The 16,660-nt window shown below is 61.5% G+C and carries 18 protein-coding genes; 14 read left to right on the forward strand and 4 right to left on the reverse strand.

The window, feature by feature from the left end; translation table 11 throughout:
- Positions 1-398 precede the first annotated feature (398 nt).
- From AC07RZ_RS20935 to AC07RZ_RS20955, 5 genes are all read left to right on the forward strand, one after another.
- Positions 399-1,331 (forward strand): SMP-30/gluconolactonase/LRE family protein, encoded by a 933-nt coding sequence (locus AC07RZ_RS20935; protein WP_494669429.1) that lies wholly within the window; start codon positions 399-401, stop codon positions 1,329-1,331.
- 26 nt (positions 1,332-1,357) lie between these two features.
- The gene (locus AC07RZ_RS20940; protein ID WP_494669430.1) at positions 1,358-2,332 is read left to right on the forward strand and encodes a TRAP transporter substrate-binding protein; all 975 of its coding nucleotides are present in this window, start codon (positions 1,358-1,360) and stop codon (positions 2,330-2,332) included.
- Between the two features lie 34 nt (positions 2,333-2,366).
- Complete coding sequence (locus AC07RZ_RS20945; RefSeq protein ID WP_175501004.1) at positions 2,367-2,927, forward strand: TRAP transporter small permease; 561 nt, start codon at positions 2,367-2,369, stop codon at positions 2,925-2,927.
- Positions 2,918-4,198: a TRAP transporter large permease gene (locus AC07RZ_RS20950; RefSeq protein WP_494669431.1), complete on the forward strand. Its 1,281-nt coding sequence runs from the start codon at positions 2,918-2,920 to the stop codon at positions 4,196-4,198. The genes AC07RZ_RS20945 and AC07RZ_RS20950 overlap by 10 nt, the downstream gene beginning before the upstream one ends.
- Positions 4,199-4,419: 221 nt before the next feature.
- Positions 4,420-5,118, forward strand: a complete 699-nt coding sequence (locus AC07RZ_RS20955) for a dienelactone hydrolase family protein (RefSeq protein WP_494669432.1) — start codon at positions 4,420-4,422, stop codon at positions 5,116-5,118.
- A gap of 107 nt (positions 5,119-5,225) precedes the next feature.
- On the opposite strand, the gene AC07RZ_RS20960 is transcribed toward AC07RZ_RS20955, so the two are convergent.
- The gene (locus AC07RZ_RS20960) at positions 5,226-7,772 is read right to left on the reverse strand and encodes a S9 family peptidase (RefSeq protein ID WP_494669433.1); all 2,547 of its coding nucleotides are present in this window, start codon (positions 7,770-7,772) and stop codon (positions 5,226-5,228) included.
- A 193-nt stretch (positions 7,773-7,965) separates the two neighbouring features.
- Between AC07RZ_RS20960 and AC07RZ_RS20965 the strand changes: the two genes are divergently transcribed.
- From AC07RZ_RS20965 to AC07RZ_RS20990, 6 genes are all read left to right on the forward strand, one after another.
- Complete coding sequence (locus AC07RZ_RS20965) at positions 7,966-8,229, forward strand: ParD-like family protein (RefSeq protein WP_494669490.1); 264 nt, start codon at positions 7,966-7,968, stop codon at positions 8,227-8,229.
- Complete coding sequence (map, locus tag AC07RZ_RS20970; protein ID WP_144737971.1) at positions 8,226-9,020, forward strand: type I methionyl aminopeptidase; 795 nt, start codon at positions 8,226-8,228, stop codon at positions 9,018-9,020. The genes AC07RZ_RS20965 and map overlap by 4 nt, the downstream gene beginning before the upstream one ends.
- A 55-nt stretch (positions 9,021-9,075) precedes the next feature.
- Positions 9,076-9,666 carry an RNA polymerase sigma factor gene (locus AC07RZ_RS20975; RefSeq protein ID WP_494669434.1) on the forward strand — a complete coding sequence of 197 codons (591 nt, stop codon included), beginning with the start codon at positions 9,076-9,078 and terminating at the stop codon, positions 9,664-9,666.
- 356 nt (positions 9,667-10,022) lie between these two features.
- Positions 10,023-10,322, forward strand: a complete 300-nt coding sequence (locus tag AC07RZ_RS20980) for a hypothetical protein (protein ID WP_144737969.1) — start codon at positions 10,023-10,025, stop codon at positions 10,320-10,322.
- On the forward strand, positions 10,319-10,618 hold the full coding sequence (locus AC07RZ_RS20985; RefSeq protein WP_186450476.1) for a 4Fe-4S dicluster domain-containing protein: 300 nt from the start codon (positions 10,319-10,321) through the stop codon (positions 10,616-10,618). Before AC07RZ_RS20980 ends, AC07RZ_RS20985 begins: the two co-directional genes overlap by 4 nt.
- Complete coding sequence (locus AC07RZ_RS20990) at positions 10,615-11,874, forward strand: MFS transporter (RefSeq protein ID WP_494669435.1); 1,260 nt, start codon at positions 10,615-10,617, stop codon at positions 11,872-11,874. Before AC07RZ_RS20985 ends, AC07RZ_RS20990 begins: the two co-directional genes overlap by 4 nt.
- A 104-nt stretch (positions 11,875-11,978) precedes the next feature.
- Here AC07RZ_RS20990 and AC07RZ_RS20995 read toward each other — a convergent pair whose 3' ends face one another.
- Entirely contained in the window at positions 11,979-12,782 is an 804-nt protein-coding gene (locus AC07RZ_RS20995) for a ParB N-terminal domain-containing protein (protein WP_494669436.1), read from the reverse strand.
- Between the two features lie 192 nt (positions 12,783-12,974).
- Between AC07RZ_RS20995 and AC07RZ_RS21000 the strand changes: the two genes are divergently transcribed.
- Positions 12,975-13,769, forward strand: a complete 795-nt coding sequence (locus AC07RZ_RS21000) for a transporter substrate-binding domain-containing protein (protein WP_494669437.1) — start codon at positions 12,975-12,977, stop codon at positions 13,767-13,769.
- 45 nt (positions 13,770-13,814) lie between these two features.
- On the opposite strand, the gene AC07RZ_RS21005 is transcribed toward AC07RZ_RS21000, so the two are convergent.
- Together AC07RZ_RS21005 and AC07RZ_RS21010 are read right to left on the reverse strand one after the other, a co-directional pair.
- Positions 13,815-14,669 carry an NAD(P)-dependent oxidoreductase gene (locus tag AC07RZ_RS21005; protein ID WP_494669438.1) on the reverse strand — a complete coding sequence of 285 codons (855 nt, stop codon included), beginning with the start codon at positions 14,667-14,669 and terminating at the stop codon, positions 13,815-13,817.
- Positions 14,670-14,767: 98 nt separating this feature from the next.
- Positions 14,768-15,700, reverse strand: coding sequence for a LysR substrate-binding domain-containing protein (locus AC07RZ_RS21010; RefSeq protein WP_494669439.1), 933 nt, complete (start codon positions 15,698-15,700; stop codon positions 14,768-14,770).
- A 175-nt stretch (positions 15,701-15,875) separates the two neighbouring features.
- Here AC07RZ_RS21010 and AC07RZ_RS21015 point away from each other — a divergent pair, with 175 nt between their 5' ends.
- Both AC07RZ_RS21015 and AC07RZ_RS21020 read left to right on the forward strand, forming a co-directional pair.
- The gene (locus AC07RZ_RS21015; protein ID WP_494669440.1) at positions 15,876-16,175 is read left to right on the forward strand and encodes a DUF4148 domain-containing protein; all 300 of its coding nucleotides are present in this window, start codon (positions 15,876-15,878) and stop codon (positions 16,173-16,175) included.
- Between the two features lie 94 nt (positions 16,176-16,269).
- The gene (locus tag AC07RZ_RS21020) at positions 16,270-16,659 is read left to right on the forward strand and encodes a DoxX family protein (RefSeq protein ID WP_494669441.1); all 390 of its coding nucleotides are present in this window, start codon (positions 16,270-16,272) and stop codon (positions 16,657-16,659) included.
- Position 16,660 lies beyond the last annotated feature (1 nt).

Below are 16,660 nucleotides of genomic sequence, written 5' to 3' on the forward strand. Positions count from 1 at the left end.
CGCAGATGCGAAGCGTTGTCCCTCCACTCCGGCACCTTCTAGTTTCCCAGAAAGCGTCATTTCTAACCATACAAGCGCAGCGTATTACGCCGCATGAGATGTGTAAGAGCATGCTGCATTATCCGAATCAAACATACGGCGCAATACGCTGCGCTATTGGCGCCCTACGCCTCACCGCAATCAGTTGATTTATTGTCAGTCGTCATACAACAAGGCGCGAACGACAAATCTTCATTCCCGGACTGCTTCCGTATGCATACAATAGGCGCAAATAAATCTGATTGCTAAAATATTTTTTGCTGCTTATACTGCGATTCAAGTTGTAGGATGACTGATAACAAAGAAATTTCGCAAGCAGGCCAAGACCTGCGCCGGTTCTGCCAAAAACAGGAGATTAGGTGAATACCGAGAAAACGACGATCAATATCGACCGTCTCGGCGGCCTGCGCTGCGCCGTCGGCGAAAGCCCGCTGTGGAGCCAAAAAGAGGGCGCCTGGTACTGGGTCGATATTCCTGCCAGGACGGTCTGGCGCTGGCATGCCGCATCAGGTTCGGCGCGCAGCTGGACGTTGCCGGAAATGGTCGGCTGCATCGCGCTGAAAGACGACGGCGGCCTGGTTGCCGGAATGGAAAGCGGGATTTTCAGCCTGCGCCTGGACGAGGCGCAAGCCGCCGCGGCAGAAAAACTGGCGAGCCCGCCCGGCCTGCGCGAAGGCATGCGTTTCAACGACGGCCGCTGCGACCGCCAGGGCCGTTTCTGGAGCGGCACCATGTTCCTCGACATGGCCGCGGCGCGGGCCGACGGCCACCTGTACCGCTATACGCCACAGGGCGTGTCGCTGCCGATGGTCTCCAGGCTGATCGTCCAGAACGGCCTGGCCTGGTCGCCCGACGGCCGCACCATGTATCTCTCGGATTCGCATGTGTCGCGCCAGCTGATTTGGGCCTACGACTACGACATTGACGACGGCATACCCAGCGCGCAACGGATTTTCGCCGACATGAACCAGCATCCCGGCAGGCCGGACGGCGCCGCGGTCGATGTCGACGGCTGTTACTGGACCTGCGGCAACGACGGCGGCTGCCTCCTGCGCTTTACGCCCGAAAGCAAGCTGGACCGGCGCATCGATTTGCCGATGGCCAAGCCTGCGATGTGCGCATTCGGCGGCGCCGGGCTGGATACCTTGCTGGTGACGTCGATCAGCGCCGGCCAGGCCGCGGACGATGAATGGGCCGGCGCAGTCATCGCATTGCGGCCCGGCGTGGCCGGACTGCCGGAGACCGAATTCCAGACCCGGGCGGCGGCGAAACCCGGCGACGATTTTTTGTAAATAAATAAAAACCAGGAGACAGAAAAATGAAGAAATGCCTATCCATGCTTTGCATGGCCGGCGCGGCGTCGCTGATGCTGTGCGCGCCGCCCGCTTTCGCCAGGGAGTTCCGCGATGCGGATGTGCAGCCGGCCGACTACCCGACGGTTGCCGCCGTCAACTACATGTCCGGCCTGATGAAGCAGCGCAGCCAGGGCAAATACAGCATCAAGGTATATCCCAACAGCCAGCTCGGCAGCGAGCCGGACACGGTGGAACAGGTGAAGCTGGGAGCGATTGAATTTACCCGCACCCACGCCAGCGTGCTCAATGCCATCTGCCCGGAAACGATGCTGCCTTCGCTGCCGTTCGTGTTCCGCGACAAGGAACACATGCGGCACGTGCTGGACGGGCCGATCGGCGACGAAATCCTGCGCTCCTGCGAATCGCATGGCCTGGTCGGCCTGGCGTTCTACGATTCAGGCGCGCGTTTCTTCTACACGAAAAAGCAGATCAAGAACCTGGCGGACCTGAAGGGCATGAAGATCCGCGTTCCGCAGTCCGAGCTGTCGGTGGCGATGCTGCAGGCGCTGCACGCCAATGCGACGCCGATGGCGACTTCCGAGGTCTACACCGGGATCAAGAGCGGCATCGTCGACGGCGCGGAAAACAACTGGCCTACCTACCAGACCGCGCACCATTTCGAGATCGCGCCATACGTGCTGCTGGATGAACACGACATGACGCCGGAAATCCTGCTGATGTCGAAAGTGATCTTCGACAAGCTGTCGGCCGACGACCAGAACATGATCCGCCAGACGGCCAAGGCGTCGGTGCCTTACATGCGCAAGCTGTGGGACGAGAAAGAAATTTCCTCGCGCGCCATCGTCGAAAAAGCCGGTGTCCGCATCACGGCAGCGAACAAGGCGGAATTTCAATCCAGCATGGCGCCGGTCTATGCGAAATTCGTCACCACGCCCGGCATGAAAGACATGCTCAAGCGCATCCAGGACACCAAATAAGGTCGCGCCTACTTTCTCCATCAAGGAACCGGTCATGACTCATGTCAATAAAACCGGCGACGCGATTGACGACAAGCTGCCTGTCGCCTTGCTGCCGCCGTTCACGTTTCTTACCCGCTGCAACGCCTGGCTGTCGCTGATGTGCATGCGGCTGGCGGTGGCCGGCCTGGTGCTGATCGCGGTTGCCGTATTCGGCCAGATTTTCGGCCGCTATGTGCTCAACAACAGCCCGTCCTGGACCGAGGCGCTGGCCTTGCTCATGGTGCTGTACGTCACCAATATCGGCGTCGCCGTCTGCGTGCGCGACGACCGCCACATGGGCGTCGAACTGCTGACCGGCGCGCTGCCGCCGAAAGTGAGGGTGCCGCTGAAGATCTTCATCCACCTGCTGGTCATCCTGTTTGCGGTCCTGATGATCTGGAACGGCTGGATCCTGGGCCGCCAGATCATCGACTACATGATCCCCAACCTCGGTGTTTCGCAGGGTTTGACCTACTGGCCGCTGATGCTGTCCGGCAGCCTGATCGTCCTGTTCTCGATTGAACACATCATCGCATTGCTGCAACGTACAAGGGTTGTCCCATCATGGCATTGACTCTACTGTCGCTCAGTTTCCTGGTGCTGTTGCTGATCGGCGTGCCGATTTCGTTTTCGATCGGCCTGTCGGCCATCGCCACGATATTTTATGAAGGCTTGCCGATCGCTGTGATCTTCCAGCGGATGACGGCCGGCATGAGCGTGTTTTCCTTCCTCACGATTCCCTTCTTCATCTTCGCCGGCGAGCTGATGCTGTACGGCGGCATCGCCGACCGCATCATCCAGTGCGCGCGCGGCGTGGTCGGCCACATCCGCGGCGGGCTGGGCATGACCAATGTGCTGGCATGCACCCTGTTCGGCGGCGTATCGGGTTCGCCGGTGGCGGACATCTCCGCCATGGGGGCGGTCATGATCCCGATGATGAAGCGCGAGAATTACGACACCGACTACGCGGTCAACGTCACCACCCACTCGTCGCTGGTGGGCGTGCTGATGCCGACCTCGCACAACATCATCATCTATGCGCTGGTCGCCGGCGGCGGCGTGTCGATCACCACCCTGATCCTGGCCGGGCTGCTGCCGGCCCTGATCCTGACCCTGGCCAATCTTACGGTGGCTTACCTGGTGGCGGTGCATCGCGGTTATCCCGCCGGCACCTTCCTCGGCTGGACGGTAGCGTTGCACAGCGTCTTGCGCGCACTGCCGGGGCTGATGGTGGTGATCATCATCATTGCCGGCATCACTTCGGGCGTCTTTACGGCGACCGAGTCGGCCGCCATCGCGGTGTTTTATGCACTGATCCTTACCACCCTGGTGTACCGCAGCCTGAGCTGGGCCGATTTCCTGAAAGCGGCGGTGAAGTCGGTCAAGACCACCGGCGTGATCCTGATGCTGATCAGCATTTCATCCGCTTTCGGCTACCTGATCAGCCTGTACAGCGTGGCCGATACGGTGGGCGACGCGCTGATGGCGGTCAGCAGCAACCCGATCGTCATTTTCCTGCTGATCAACCTGGCCTTGCTGCTGTTCGGCACGTTCCTCGACATGGCCGCGCACATCCTGATCTGCACGCCGATTTTCCTGCCGATCTGCGAGCACTTCGGCATGGGGCCGGTGCAGTTCGGGATGATGTTGCTGATCAATTGTTCGCTGGGATTGAATGCGCCGCCGATCGGCGCGGCGCAAATCATCGGCTGCACCATCGGCGGCATCCGCATGGGGGAAATCATGCGCACCATCTGGCCGTTTTATCTTGCGCTGCTGTTCACCTTGATGCTGGTGACTTTCGTGCCCGGATTTTCGTTGTGGATACCGGGGTGGTTCGCTTAGCGGCGTTTCTTCCTTCACGGCGGGCAAGGCCATGTCCGCCGCCATTCCTTTTGTTTTTGCGGGCGCGCAAACCCGTTGCGCCGGCATCTGGTAGCATCCTGTCAGGCACCGGCTTGTCCTAATCCAGGCGTTCGCACTGGATGCCGCTGGATTCAGCGGCGGCAAGCTTGGCCTCCCTGCAACATCCCCGACATTTATTCTTGATACTGACAGGAACACTCATGAGCGTTACCACCCAATGGATCGACATCCAGGCCGCCGACGGCACGTTCGGCGCATACCTGGCCGTCCCGCACACCGGCAAGGGCCCCGGCATCGTATTGCTGCAGGAAATTTTCGGCGTCAACGAACACATCCGCTCGGTCGCCGAGCAATACGCCGCCGACGGTTACGTGGTGCTGGTGCCGGACCTGTTCTGGCGCAGCGGCAGCCATATCGAACTGGTTTACGACGACGCCGGCTGGAAACGCGCGGTCGAGCTGATGCAGGCCACCGATTTCTCCAAGGCGCAGTCGGATATCGCGCTGACTGTTGCCGCCCTGAAGGCCCGGCCTGAACTGGACGGCAAGCTGGCCGTCATCGGCTATTGCTTCGGCGGCATGCTGGCGTACAACACGGCGGCCGACGGCCTGGTCGACGCGGCGATCGCGTACTACGGCGGCGGCATCCAGAACCAGCTGCAGCGCGCCGGCGACATCAAGGTGCCGCTGCTGATGCATTTCGGCGGCGCCGACAGCCATATTCCGCTGGACGCCGTGCAGAGCATCGCCGAGCGTTTTGAAAACAATGAGGATGTCGAAGTCCACATTTATCCGGGCGCGGAACATGGCTTCAACTGTTCGCACCGTTCCAGCTACAACCAGCGCGCCGCGGCGGAAGCGCACGGCAATTCGCTGACTTTCCTCAGCGACAACCTGTAAGGCGTATCTGGCCGGAGGCGCTGTCGCGGCTTCCGGTTGTGGTTCTTGCAAAAAAAACGCCAACCGCTCAAGGTTGGCGTTCATGAAATACATCCCTGCCGTTATCGTTACTTTGCCGTCGCCGGAGCTTCTGCCGCCGGCGTCCGCGGCGGCGCGTTCTTCACATAGCGGTCGAACCAGCGCAGCATTTCATAGACCAGCTGTTCGTTCGATTCCATCGCCGCGTACCAGTGCGGTTCATGCGGCAGCATCACCAGCCGCGTGACGCCGCCGTTGCCGCGGATCGCTTCGTAGAGCTTGCTGGCCTGCAGCGGCGTGGTGCCCGGATTGGCGTCGTCCGCGCCATGCACGATCAGGATCGGCGTCTTCATCTTGTCGGCGAAGAAGAACGGCGATACCTTCAGGTAGACATCCTGTGCTTCCCACACTGAACGCTGCTCGTTCTGGAATCCGAACGGCGTGAGCGTCTTGTTGTAGGAACCGCTGGTGGCGACGCCGGCCCGGAACAGGTCGGAGTGCGCCAGCAGGTTGGCGGTCATCAGCGCGCCGTGGCTGTGGCCGGTGACGCCGATGCGGTCGGGGTCGGCCACGCCCAGCCGGACCGCTTCACCCACCGCGGCCGTGGCGTCGGCGACCAGCTGTTCCATGTAGGTGTCGTAGGCTTTTTTCGGATCGCCGACGATGGGGAAGGCGGCGTTATCGATGATGGCGTACCCGGCCAGCAGCAACAGCTGGTACTTGCGCAGCCGCGTGAACGTTTCTTGCGAGCCGGTGGTCTGGCCGGCCTGCGAGGCGTCGGCGTAATCGAGCGGGTAGGCATACAGGATGGTCGGCACGCGCGTGCCTTCCTGGTAGCCGGGCGGGGTGTACAGGGTAAACGACAAATCGAGGCCGTCGGCGCGTTTGTATTTCACCAGGCGCTTCTTGATCTGGCGCACCACCGGCGTCGGATCCGCGATCCGGGTGACAGCGGCGCTGGTCGAAGCGAAGGCGGCTTCGCCGGCGGCGGCGTCAAGCGGAGCGCCGAGGGTGCGGACAAAGGCGTTCGGCGCTTCGGTCACCGACTGGCGCCAGGTCAGGAAGGTGCGCGCATCCGCTCCGGCAAAACCGAGGAACTGCTCGTAGGACGCCTTGTCGCTGCGGAACAGGCGTTCCGGTTTCAGCGTCTTCAGGTCGAGCTTGTCCAGGAACGGGCGGTCGCCGCCAGGCGAGGCGCCGGCGCCGCTGAGGAAGATCGCATCGCCCTCCTGGCGCAGCACCCAGGCGCCGTTCGGCAGCTGGCGTTTCACCGGGGTGCCTGGATTGGCATATTTTTCGTCGGTCGACAGGTCCCACAGCAAGCGCGGCTGTTGCTGCGGATCGTCGACATTGACCAGGAAACTGCGCCGCCAATGGCGGGTGCGATCGTATTCGTGCATCAGCGCCAGGCCGGGTTGCTCGGTCCAGGCGATGCCCATGTAGCGCTGTTCGGTGCGCGTGATTTCCACCGCCGCCGAACTGAACGGCGCCTTCTGCAGCATCAGCTTGTCGCGCGCCGGCACCTTGGTTTTCCAGTCGCCGCCATCCAGCGCTTCAGCCCAGACCAGCGTCGCCGGCTCGGTAGCGCGCCAGGTGAAGTCGCGCGGGCCGAGTGCGACGCCGCCGATCGGGACCCGGTCCGCCAGCGGCAGCGAGGCGATGTGATGCACCGTCATGTCCTGCCGTTTGGCGAGATCCCAGACTTCCACCTCTTGCGGAAAGCGGTCGAAGGTAGTCACGTAGGAATAGGGTTTGCGGATCGAGGTCACCAGCAGGTGCCGGCCATCCGGCGCCGGTCCCAGCGATTCGTAGCGGCCCGGCGTCCCGACCGGCGTCACCGTCGCGCTGGCGGCGTCGACCAGCGCCAGCTGCGAAGCTGCGTAGTAGTCGAACAGGTCTTCGTCGTGCTTGCTGTTGAGCGTGTCGCGGTTTTCGTAGGTGCTGCTCTGTCCTTTGCCGCCATCCGATTCCTGGATACTCGGGCCATTGGGCACGGCCGGTTCAGGCGGCGGGCCCATGCGCGGGGGCACCAGCTTGACCAGCAGCGTTTTCTGGTCGGGCATCCATTGCAGCTGGTCTTCCAGCATCGGGTTCAGGCGCGCGCCCGGGACGCGGCGTACAGCGCCGCTGCTGGCGTCGCCGATCCAGAGCTCAACCGAGTCCTTGGCGATATTTTCAAAAGCAAAGCGCTTGCCGTCGGCGCTCCACAGCGGCCGGCCCGGGCAGGCGCCTGCCGGCAGCGCGATGGGGGACTGGGCGCCGTCGGCGATGTGCACCAGGTCAAAGCTCCTGGCGCAGGGAGTGATGCCGTAGCCGCCAGGGGTATCGTGCTTGCTGTGATTGCCCGGTTCGACGCGCACCCCGGCCAGGCGCAGGAACGGCGCCGCCACGCGTGAAATCGAAGGGTATTCCTGCCAGGACACCAGCAGCATCCGGTCGCGCGTCGGGCTCAGCACCGGCAACGGCGGCGACGGCGCGCGCATGACGTCCAGGATTTCCTTGGGCGGCTGGTTGTAGCCGGAGGCGGATGCCGCGGCCGGCGACGGTGCGGTTGCGGGGGCGGCGTGCGGCGCCGTGGTGACGCCGGCCGCAAGCAGTGAGACCCAGAGACAGGTCAAGGTGGATTTTATTGCCATTAATGTCCTCAGTTCGATTCGTCTGCAACAAGGGTTTTGCCAGCTTGTGGCTGACCTTGCTGATATTGCCATTCGACTCTGGAAAAAGGGTCATTTTTTTCCGGTTTTTTTTAAAAAATTGACATGGATCGAGGCTGGCGCCGATTATGGTAATATACGAAACGTATATAAAACGTATAACTGGAATACAGCCATGGGCATCGTCAAAATCTCCGATCTAATGCATGACAACCTCCGCACCGCAAGCGATGCGCTGAGCCGATCCATCAATGCCCAGGCTGAGCACTGGATGCGCATCGGCATGCTGTCCGAGCTGCATCCGGAGTTGTGCCACGGCGAAATCTGCCAGCTGCTGATGCGCGCCAGGCAGGCGAGCGACGAAAGCCTGGCGTTTTTTACGCAGGAAACGGCGGCTGCGCCTGCCGCGGCGAAGGCGGCGCGGAAGGCCGTGCGATGAGCCGGCCGGACTGGATCAAGTCGGCAGCCGGCATCGCCAAGGCGCGCGTCGCCGGCGCCCTGGCCGCCGATGTGCTGCGGATGATCGCGGAGCACGTGAAGCCCGGCGTCAGCACCGAGGAGCTGGACCGCCTGTGCCACGACCATATCGTCCACGTGCAGCAAGCGACACCGGCCAACATCGGCTACCACGGCTTCCCGAAGACGATATGCGTCTCGGTCAACCACGTGGTTTGCCATGGCATCCCGTCGCCGCAGAAGATCTTGAAGAAGGGCGACATCATCAATATCGATGTCGCCGTCATCGCCGACGGCTGGTTCGGCGACACCAGCCGCATGTACTTTGTGGGCGAACCCAGCCCGCTGGCGCGCAGGCTGGTGGATACGACCTACGAAGCGATGCGGGCCGGCATCCTGCAAGTACGGCCCGGCGCGACGCTTGGGGATGTCGGACATGCAATCCAGGCCGTGGCCCAGCGCGAGCGCTTCAGCGTCGTGCGCGAATACTGCGGGCACGGCATCGGCCAGGTTTACCACGAAGACCTGCAGGTGCTGCACTACGGTAACCGCGGCGAAGGGCTGCGCCTGGAGCCGGGCATGGTGTTTACCATCGAGCCGATGCTCAATGCCGGCAAGCGCGAAACGAAAGAACTGGCCGACGGCTGGACCGTGGTCACCCGGGATCATTCGCTGTCGGCGCAGTGGGAGCACATGGTTGCGGTGACGGCCGACGGCTTTGAGCTGCTGACGCCCTGGCCGGACGGCACCGGCTCCTATGCCGCGATCGCCTGAGAATTTTTTTTCACCCCTGCCACAATATTCCTTATTGTGAAACGTCTTCATTGGTATGAGCCCGCCGAACAGCCCGCAGCCGATGAACGACCAAGACCGAGACATCACTGCGACTGTCTTGCGTGAGCGCGCCAGGCTCGGGAATTTCATCCTGCGCCGAGTGCGCGATCCGGACGAAGCGGACGATATCCTGCAGGATGTCTTCCAGGAATTCGTCCAGGCCTACCGCCTTCCCGCTCCGATCGAACAAGCCAGTGCCTGGCTGTTCCGGGTTGCGCGCAACCGCATCATCGACCGTTTCCGCAAGAAGAAAGAACAGTCGGTAAACGAGATCGGCGAAATGAGCGGCGATCCGGACGGCGATGACAGCGAGTACCGGCTCGACCTGGCGCTGCCGGCGCCCGACGGCCCGGAAGCGGTGCACGCCAGGTCGGTCTTGCTGAGGGAGCTGCAGCAAGCCCTCGACGAACTGCCGGCCAGCCAGCGCGAGGTGTTCGTCGGACACGAACTGGACGGACTCAGCTTCAAGGAAATGGCGTCGCAAAGCGGCGTCGCCGTGAATACCCTGCTGGCGCGCAAGCGCTACGCGGTCTTGTACTTGCGCGCCCGGCTGCAGGCGGCATACGACGAATTCGGCATTTATTGAGAGCTTCACCATCCATGACATCGCCACGGCAGGAGTCATCTGGGGTCAGCGTCAACTTTCGCAGCGCTTCATCGCGAAACTTGACTCTGACCCCACATAACGGATTCGGAGAAAGGCAGGGCGCACAGCGCGGTTTTGTTTTTAGGCAGCTACTCCGTGGCCCGCTAAGTGGGGTCAGAGTGAAGTTTCTGCAAAAAGCGCGCAGAAAGTTCACTCTGACCCCAGTTAGCTGCGTTTGTTGATCGCCTGGAAAACCGGGCAAGGGCTTTGTCATGTTTTATGAAACTCTCAATAAATCGACACATGAATTGTGCCTATGGATTGGCACGTGAATTGACATGCAAAGGAGCAGGAAGATGAAAGCGAGATTTTTTTGGAAATTGCTGATGGTGCTGGCGGTCGCCGCCGTGCTTGGCGGCGCTGTCATGGTGCTGTGGAACCTGGTGATGCCTGGCCTGTTCGCCGGCATCCTCCAGATCGACTACTGGCATGCGCTCGGCCTGCTGGTCCTGAGCCGGATCCTGTTCGGCGGATTCCGCGGGCACGGCGGATGGCACGGCCGCCGGCAATGGCAGAAATGGCAGGCAATGACGGCGGAAGAGCGCGAGCAGTTCCGCAAAGGCCGTTCAGCCTCTTGCAAAAAAAACGAGGAATGAGCGTGGCTAATACCTCGACCGCCAGCTGCAAACAGGAACCGGGAGCGATCGTCCCGGTGGTCAACCTGAAACGCTGCGAAGGCAAGGGCGACTGCGTGGAGGTATGCCCGGAAAACGTGTTCCAGGTCCGGCGCATCGACGACAGCGATTATCAAAACCTTGGTACATTACAGAAATTCAAATTGCGCGTGCACGGCATGCAGGTTGCCTATACGCCAAACGCCGATGCGTGCCGGGCATGTGGTTTGTGCGTCAGCGCGTGCCCTGAACATGCCATTACCCTTAGCCGCTTATGACCGAACCTACGAACCTTCCTGCCGCACCCTCGCCATCGCAGTTCTCCCGTTACCAGAAGTTTGTGGTCGGCATGCTGGCGTTCCTGCAGTTTGCCGTCATCCTCGATTTCATGCTCATGTCGCCGCTGGGCGCCGTGATCATGCCCGCGCTCGCCATCGGTCCGAAACAGTTCGGGCTGGTGGTCTCCGCGTACGCGTTCAGCGCCGACCTGTCGGGATTGCTGACAGCCGGCTTCGCCGACCGTTTCGACCGCAAGAAGATCCTGCTGTTCTTTTATGCCGGCTTCATCATCGGCACATTGTGGTGCGGGCTGGCGCAAAGCTTCGAGAGCCTGCTGCTGGCGCGCATCGTCACGGGCCTGTTCGGCGGCGTCATCGGTTCGGTGGTGCTGGCCATATCGACTGACCTGTTCCCGCTGCAGATGCGCGGCCGCGTGATGGGCCTGATCCAGACCGCATTCGCCGCCAGCCAGGTGCTGGGCATCCCGGTCGGGCTGTACCTGTCCAACCGCTGGGACTGGCATGTGCCGTTCCTGGCGATGGCGGTCCTGGGCGTGGTCGGCGGCCTGTTCGTGACCTGGCGCATGCAGCCTGTCACCGCCCACCTTGCCATACCCCAGGAACACAGTCCGTGGATGCACCTGTTCCACACGGTCACCGAGCCGCGCTACCTGATGGCTTTCGCGACGACGGCGTTGCTGACCACCGGCGGCTTCATGCTGATGCCCTTCAGCAGCGCCTATGCGGTGAGCAACCTCGGCATCGACCTGCACAGCCTGCCGACGGTCTACCTGGTCACGGGGCTGTGCACCATCTTCTTTGGCCCCATGATCGGCAAGGCCGCCGATGCATTCGGCAAATTCCGCGTGTTCATGCTCGGCACGGCGCTGTCGATCACCATGGTGCTGATCTATACCCACCTCGGGCCGACCTCGCTGCCGCTGCTGATCGTCGTCAATGCTTTCATGTTCGTCGGGATATTCTCGCGCATGATTCCGTTCCAGGCGCTGGTGTCTTCAGTGCCGGTCAGCACCCAGCGCGGCTCCTTCAACGCCATCAGCGCTTCGATCCAGCAGCTGTCAGGCGGTGTCGCCTCGGTCGTCGCCGGACATATCGTCACGCTCGGGGCGGATGGCAAACTGCAGCACTTCGACGATGTGGGTTATGTCGTCGTCGGCACGTCGCTGGTAGCGTTGATGCTGCTTTGGCGCCTGCAGCGCAGCGGGCCGACGACGCAGCCCGCAGCCGCCGTTTAAAGCGCAATCGCTTGATTCGCAAACGGAGCGATGCCTTGATGTGCCTGTTTTTTCCCCTGGTAAATCCTGGCGCGGCTACCTAATCCGGCCGCATGCGCGGCGAACTATTGTCCGCTGCGCGCTTCCGCCAGCGCAATGGTCAGGTGCTGCACTTTCTTTTTCAGCTGGTCGCGTTCCTGGGTGAGTTCAACCACCTGCTGCAGCAGGCGGTGAATCTCGATTTGTTCGGGCGTGGCGTCTATCGGCGGCGGATCCTGTTCGGGCTTGGGCGGCAGCCGGGCTTCGCGCACCTGCCTTGCCGCCTGGCGCAATTCCTTTTTTCCGCCGGCGACCGCCGCTACCTGCTTCTCGCTCGGCAAGGAGGCTACGGCCGCCGCGGCGTTGATGGAAATCAGGCCTGACTTCACGGCGCCTACCAGCTCAGGCGCAGCCGTTTTCTGGATTCTTTCGATCTGCCCCAAGGTCGCGCTGCTTACCCGCGCGGTACGCGCAACGGCTTCCCGGGTCCATGGCGGTTCGCCATCGGACTGGGCCGGGGCATCGGTCCCGGCGGGCTGCGCAGCCGATTGCCGGGCCTGTTCCTGGCGCGCCGCCACGATCTCTTTCTTGCGCAATGCGAGCACGCCGCGCTGGAAATCCGATACGCTGCGCCGCCCCAGGTGGTTGTCGATCATCCACAGGTGCACGTCTTCGATGGATTGGAACGTGTGGTTCTGCATGGTGTTGAACGCAATCCCATGTTTCTGGCAGATGCTGTAGCGGTTGTGCCCGTCCACCAGCAGGTCGCCCCACAGCACCAGCGCGTCGCGGCAGCCTTCCGCCAGCAGGCTGCGTTCCAGCGCGGCGAATTCGTCCTCGGTCAACGGATCGATATAGGCGCGGAGGTCTTCGTTGATAGTGATGGTCATGGCTTCAGAAGGAATAAAATGTTAGCGTGGCAATGCTGGCCTGTTGTTCTATTCCATGCGGCGGGATAGTCTGGATCGGATTTTACCTCGCGCATGGCATGTTTATTGCCTAAAAAATGTGCATGTCCGCTAATTCCGATGCATCAAGCATCGGGATGGCGCTTAGATAAACGTCTTCGTAAGGGTGCCTTGATGAGATTCGCAAAACTCCTGCTGTTGTCCCTCGGACTGTGCATCATGGCAGTGCAAGATGCGCGGGCCGATGCCCTGGCCGATATCCAGAAGCGCGGCGTCCTGCGCATCGCCGTGCCGCAGGATTTTGCGCCGTTCGGATCCGTCACCTCGGACATGAAACTGCAGGGACTGGATATCGACGTCGCAACGCTGATCGCCAGGAACATGGGGCTGAAACTTGAGCTGGTGCCGGTCAGCAGCGCCAACCGCATCGCCTATCTGCAGACGCGCAAGGCCGACCTGGCGATTTCCACATTGGGCAAGAACGCCGAACGCGAAAAGGTCATCGCCTTTTCGCAACCGTATTCACCCTATAACAACAGTGTCTTCGGCCCCGCCAGCTTGAAAGTTGCGGGCGCTGCCGACCTCGCCGGAAAAACCATCGGTGTCGCACGCGGAACGTTCCAGGACAGCCAGCTGACAGAAACCGCGCCGCCCAGCGCCGTGATCAAACGCTACGAGGACAACAACGGCATGATCTCGGCCTACCTGTCGGGCCAGGTGCAGCTGGTCGGCACCGGCGATTTCGTCGCCGTTGCGCTGGCGGAAAAAGCCGCCAGCAACAAGCCGCAAATGAAATACATCATCCAGGAATCGGCCTGCTACGTCGGCCTGCTCAAAGAGGAGCCGGCGCTGATGGCGAAGGTGAATGCCGCGTTGACCCAGGCCAAGAAGAACCATGAGTTGAACGCGATCGTGCAAAAATGGCTGAACGTGCCGTTGCCGGGGAAACTGGCAGTCCAGTTTGACTGAACTGCAGGCAACGGCCGCTGAGGCCTGGCGGCCAGGATTGGCCGTTTAAGGCCGCTGCACCGCGTCGATGCCAAGCACGCTGGCATCCGCGGCGCCGTGTCCCGCGGCGATGAGCTGGTCCATCCTGGCCGCGACTGCGGGCAGGGCTGCCATCGGCCGGTTGCCGGTCGTTTCCAGCATCAGCCGCACATCCTTGCGCGCCATCGCCAGTTCAAAGCTCGGGGCGAAATTGCCCTTTGCCATGTTCAGTCCGCGGCCGGTCACCATCCCGTTCAAATCAAGCAGCCCAAGCAGCTTGATGGCGTCCTCGCCATCCACGGCGCTCGCTTGCGCCAGGGTGAGGATGTCGGCCACCACCGCGGAGAGGCCGATGATCACGGCGTTTCCAAACAATTTGTTTGCCGCGGCAAGGTCGCTGCGCTCGCCCAGGTATTCGAGACGTCCTGTCATCTTGGCGAGATCCGCCTGCACGGATTCGAACAATGCCTTCGGGCCCGCGACCATCATCGTACCCTGGGCATTGCGAGCGGCCGGCGGTCCCATGAAGACGGGACAGTGCAGGTATTTCACTCCGGCCGCATGCAGCCGTTCGGCCCGTTTGGCTGTAAGCGCCGGCAAGGTTGTGGTGTGGTCGATCAGGATTGTTTCGGGCGACAGTCCAGCACGCGCCGCCGCGATAAGCTCTTCGACCACCGCGTCGTCTTTCACCACGATATGCACCCGTGCGGCGCCTCGGACCGCTTCGGCGGGCGTTGCGGCAGCCTTCACGCCGAACTGGGCAAGGGCGTGAACCTTGTCGATGGAGCGATTCCATGCGGTTACCGAATCACCGCGTTTTGCGGCGGCTTCAGCGAATGCGCCGCCGAGCAGCCCGGTACCGAGAAAAGCAATGTTTGCCATGACTGTATCCTTTTGAAATTGAATCTGAACAACAGAATGGCAAAATATAACACCGGAACAATTTGCCCGAGCGGCGCCGCCGCGTTGTGCGCAAATCGTCAATTTTCCCCGGACAGCAGCGCAATCCTGGCAGGCAGTTCGGCTTTCAGGAATTCTATATAAGCCCGCACGGCCGGGACCAGGCCGCGCCGGGTCGGGAATAGCAGGCGCACCTGCCCCGAGGGCGGGCGCCAATCGGGCAGCACGCGTTGCAGGGATTTCTGCGCCAGGTCTTCCGAGCATACGTGGCGCGGTAAAGCGATCACGCCCATGTGCGCCAGCGCTGCCTTTTTAAGAAGCCGGATGTTGTCGCTTCTCATGCGCGGCTTCAACGCAACCACCTGCTCTTCGCCTGCCTGGTTCAGCAATCGCCATGCCGGCGCTTCGTCGTCCATGCCGAAAACAAGCGCGTCCAGCGCGGCCAGGTCGGCCGGGCTTTGCGGCTTCCCGGCGCGTTCCATGAAAGACGGGCTCGCATACAGCCCCCACGGGGTCGAGCACAAGTTGGCCTGGACCAGGCTGGAGTTCTCCAGCGCCTGCGAATTGATGCGCAAGGCGACATCCATCCTTTCTTCGACCAGGTCGACGTTGCGATTGGTAATCTGCGTCATGACCTGGACTTTGGGATACATGGCCATGAAGCGCGGCAGCAGGTCGCTCAGGATCATATCGATCATTCCTTCCGGGGCGCTGAAGCGTATCGCTCCCACCGGCTCGACCAGGGTGCGCTGCACGACGTCCTCGGCGGCGTGGGCCTCGATGATCATCGCCACGCAATGCTGGTAGAACTGGGAGCCGACGTCGGTAAGCGCGATGCGGCGCGAGGTCCGGTGCAGCAGGCGGACTCCCAATACTTTCTCCAGTTCCGCGGTACGCCGGCTCAGCCTGGATTTCGGGATGTCCAGGGCGTCTGCCGCTGCGGTGAAGCCGCCGCGGTCGACAACCTGGACAAAAAAATACAGGTCGTTGAGGTCGATATTCAGTTTTTTCATCGGAAGTTCCGGCTTTATCGTCCCATATGTAGAACGGAAGATCGCATTTTAGCTAATTTATCTGGATTGTCGTTGCGCATAGTATCAATCACACGGCAAGACATGCTGGAAAACAAGTTTCACAGAATGCCGACACCGTCGCCATCCCGGCGCATATTTCTACAGAAAGCACAAAATGAACATCCTGAAAATCGTGATTGCTACCACTCTTGTCGCTGCTGCCGGTTCGGTACTTGCTGAAGCAAGCTATCCGCCAGAAGCACCTTTTGTTTCGACCAAGACACGCGCGGAGGTCGTGACCGAATTGCAGCAGGCAAGCGACCAGGGCAGCCTGAACCATGCCGCCTCTGCCTACCCGGTGCTGCAGCCTGTGGCGTCGACCAAGAGCCGTGCTGAAGTCAAGGTGGAGCTGAAGCGCGATACGCCTGTCGCCAATCGAGAGCTGGATGAGTTGCGTGACAACGCCGGCTACTAAGCCGGCAAGCGCGTTGACGAACCATGCAAATCAGGGAAACGTGGCGATGCGCTGCGCGTGTCGCCACGGCATTGAACCATTGAATAAAAATACCATGCAAACTTCACCTGTACTGTACCGCAGCGGCCGTGTCCTTCTGGCGTCGCTGTTCGTCGTTTCCGGCCTGCTCAAGATCACTGCCTTTTCCGGCGTGGTCGGATATATGGACCGCATCGGCGTGCCGTTCGCCACTTTTTCCGTGCTGGCCGCGATCCTGGTTGAATTCGGCGGAGGCCTGGCGATCCTGGCCGGCTGGCGGGTCCGTCCGGTCGCCGTGATCGTGGCTTTGTTCACGGTGATTGCGACCTTGACCGCACATCGGTTCTGGCAGGCAGAACCAGCCGCCATGCAGAACCAGCTTAACCACTTCTTGAAAAACGTTGCGATCATTGGCGCCTTGCTGATGCTGGCGGCATCGGATGGCGGTTCGCCTGAAGAAAAATGAG

The organism is Collimonas sp. GW821-FHT07E08, from assembly GCF_059418905.1.

Bases quoted from the DNA above. Each gene is read 5' to 3' on its own strand.
- AC07RZ_RS20960 (WP_494669433.1), bottom strand. From the start codon at position 7,772: ATGGCAATAAAATCCACCTTGACCTGTCTCTGGGTCTCACTGCTTGCG.
- AC07RZ_RS20990 (WP_494669435.1), top strand. From the start codon at position 10,615: ATGACCGAACCTACGAACCTTCCTGCCGCACCCTCGCCATCGCAGTTC.
- AC07RZ_RS20985 (WP_186450476.1), top strand. From the start codon at position 10,319: ATGAGCGTGGCTAATACCTCGACCGCCAGCTGCAAACAGGAACCGGGA.
- AC07RZ_RS21015 (WP_494669440.1), top strand. From the start codon at position 15,876: ATGAACATCCTGAAAATCGTGATTGCTACCACTCTTGTCGCTGCTGCC.
- AC07RZ_RS20965 (WP_494669490.1), top strand. From the start codon at position 7,966: ATGGGCATCGTCAAAATCTCCGATCTAATGCATGACAACCTCCGCACC.
- map (WP_144737971.1), top strand. From the start codon at position 8,226: ATGAGCCGGCCGGACTGGATCAAGTCGGCAGCCGGCATCGCCAAGGCG.
- AC07RZ_RS20940 (WP_494669430.1), top strand. From the start codon at position 1,358: ATGAAGAAATGCCTATCCATGCTTTGCATGGCCGGCGCGGCGTCGCTG.
- AC07RZ_RS21000 (WP_494669437.1), top strand. From the start codon at position 12,975: ATGAGATTCGCAAAACTCCTGCTGTTGTCCCTCGGACTGTGCATCATG.
- AC07RZ_RS20995 (WP_494669436.1), bottom strand. From the start codon at position 12,782: ATGACCATCACTATCAACGAAGACCTCCGCGCCTATATCGATCCGTTG.
- AC07RZ_RS20950 (WP_494669431.1), top strand. From the start codon at position 2,918: ATGGCATTGACTCTACTGTCGCTCAGTTTCCTGGTGCTGTTGCTGATC.
- AC07RZ_RS20945 (WP_175501004.1), top strand. From the start codon at position 2,367: ATGACTCATGTCAATAAAACCGGCGACGCGATTGACGACAAGCTGCCT.
- AC07RZ_RS20955 (WP_494669432.1), top strand. From the start codon at position 4,420: ATGAGCGTTACCACCCAATGGATCGACATCCAGGCCGCCGACGGCACG.
- AC07RZ_RS20975 (WP_494669434.1), top strand. From the start codon at position 9,076: ATGAGCCCGCCGAACAGCCCGCAGCCGATGAACGACCAAGACCGAGAC.
- AC07RZ_RS21010 (WP_494669439.1), bottom strand. From the start codon at position 15,700: ATGAAAAAACTGAATATCGACCTCAACGACCTGTATTTTTTTGTCCAG.
- AC07RZ_RS21005 (WP_494669438.1), bottom strand. From the start codon at position 14,669: ATGGCAAACATTGCTTTTCTCGGTACCGGGCTGCTCGGCGGCGCATTC.
- AC07RZ_RS20980 (WP_144737969.1), top strand. From the start codon at position 10,023: ATGAAAGCGAGATTTTTTTGGAAATTGCTGATGGTGCTGGCGGTCGCC.
- AC07RZ_RS21020 (WP_494669441.1), top strand. From the start codon at position 16,270: ATGCAAACTTCACCTGTACTGTACCGCAGCGGCCGTGTCCTTCTGGCG.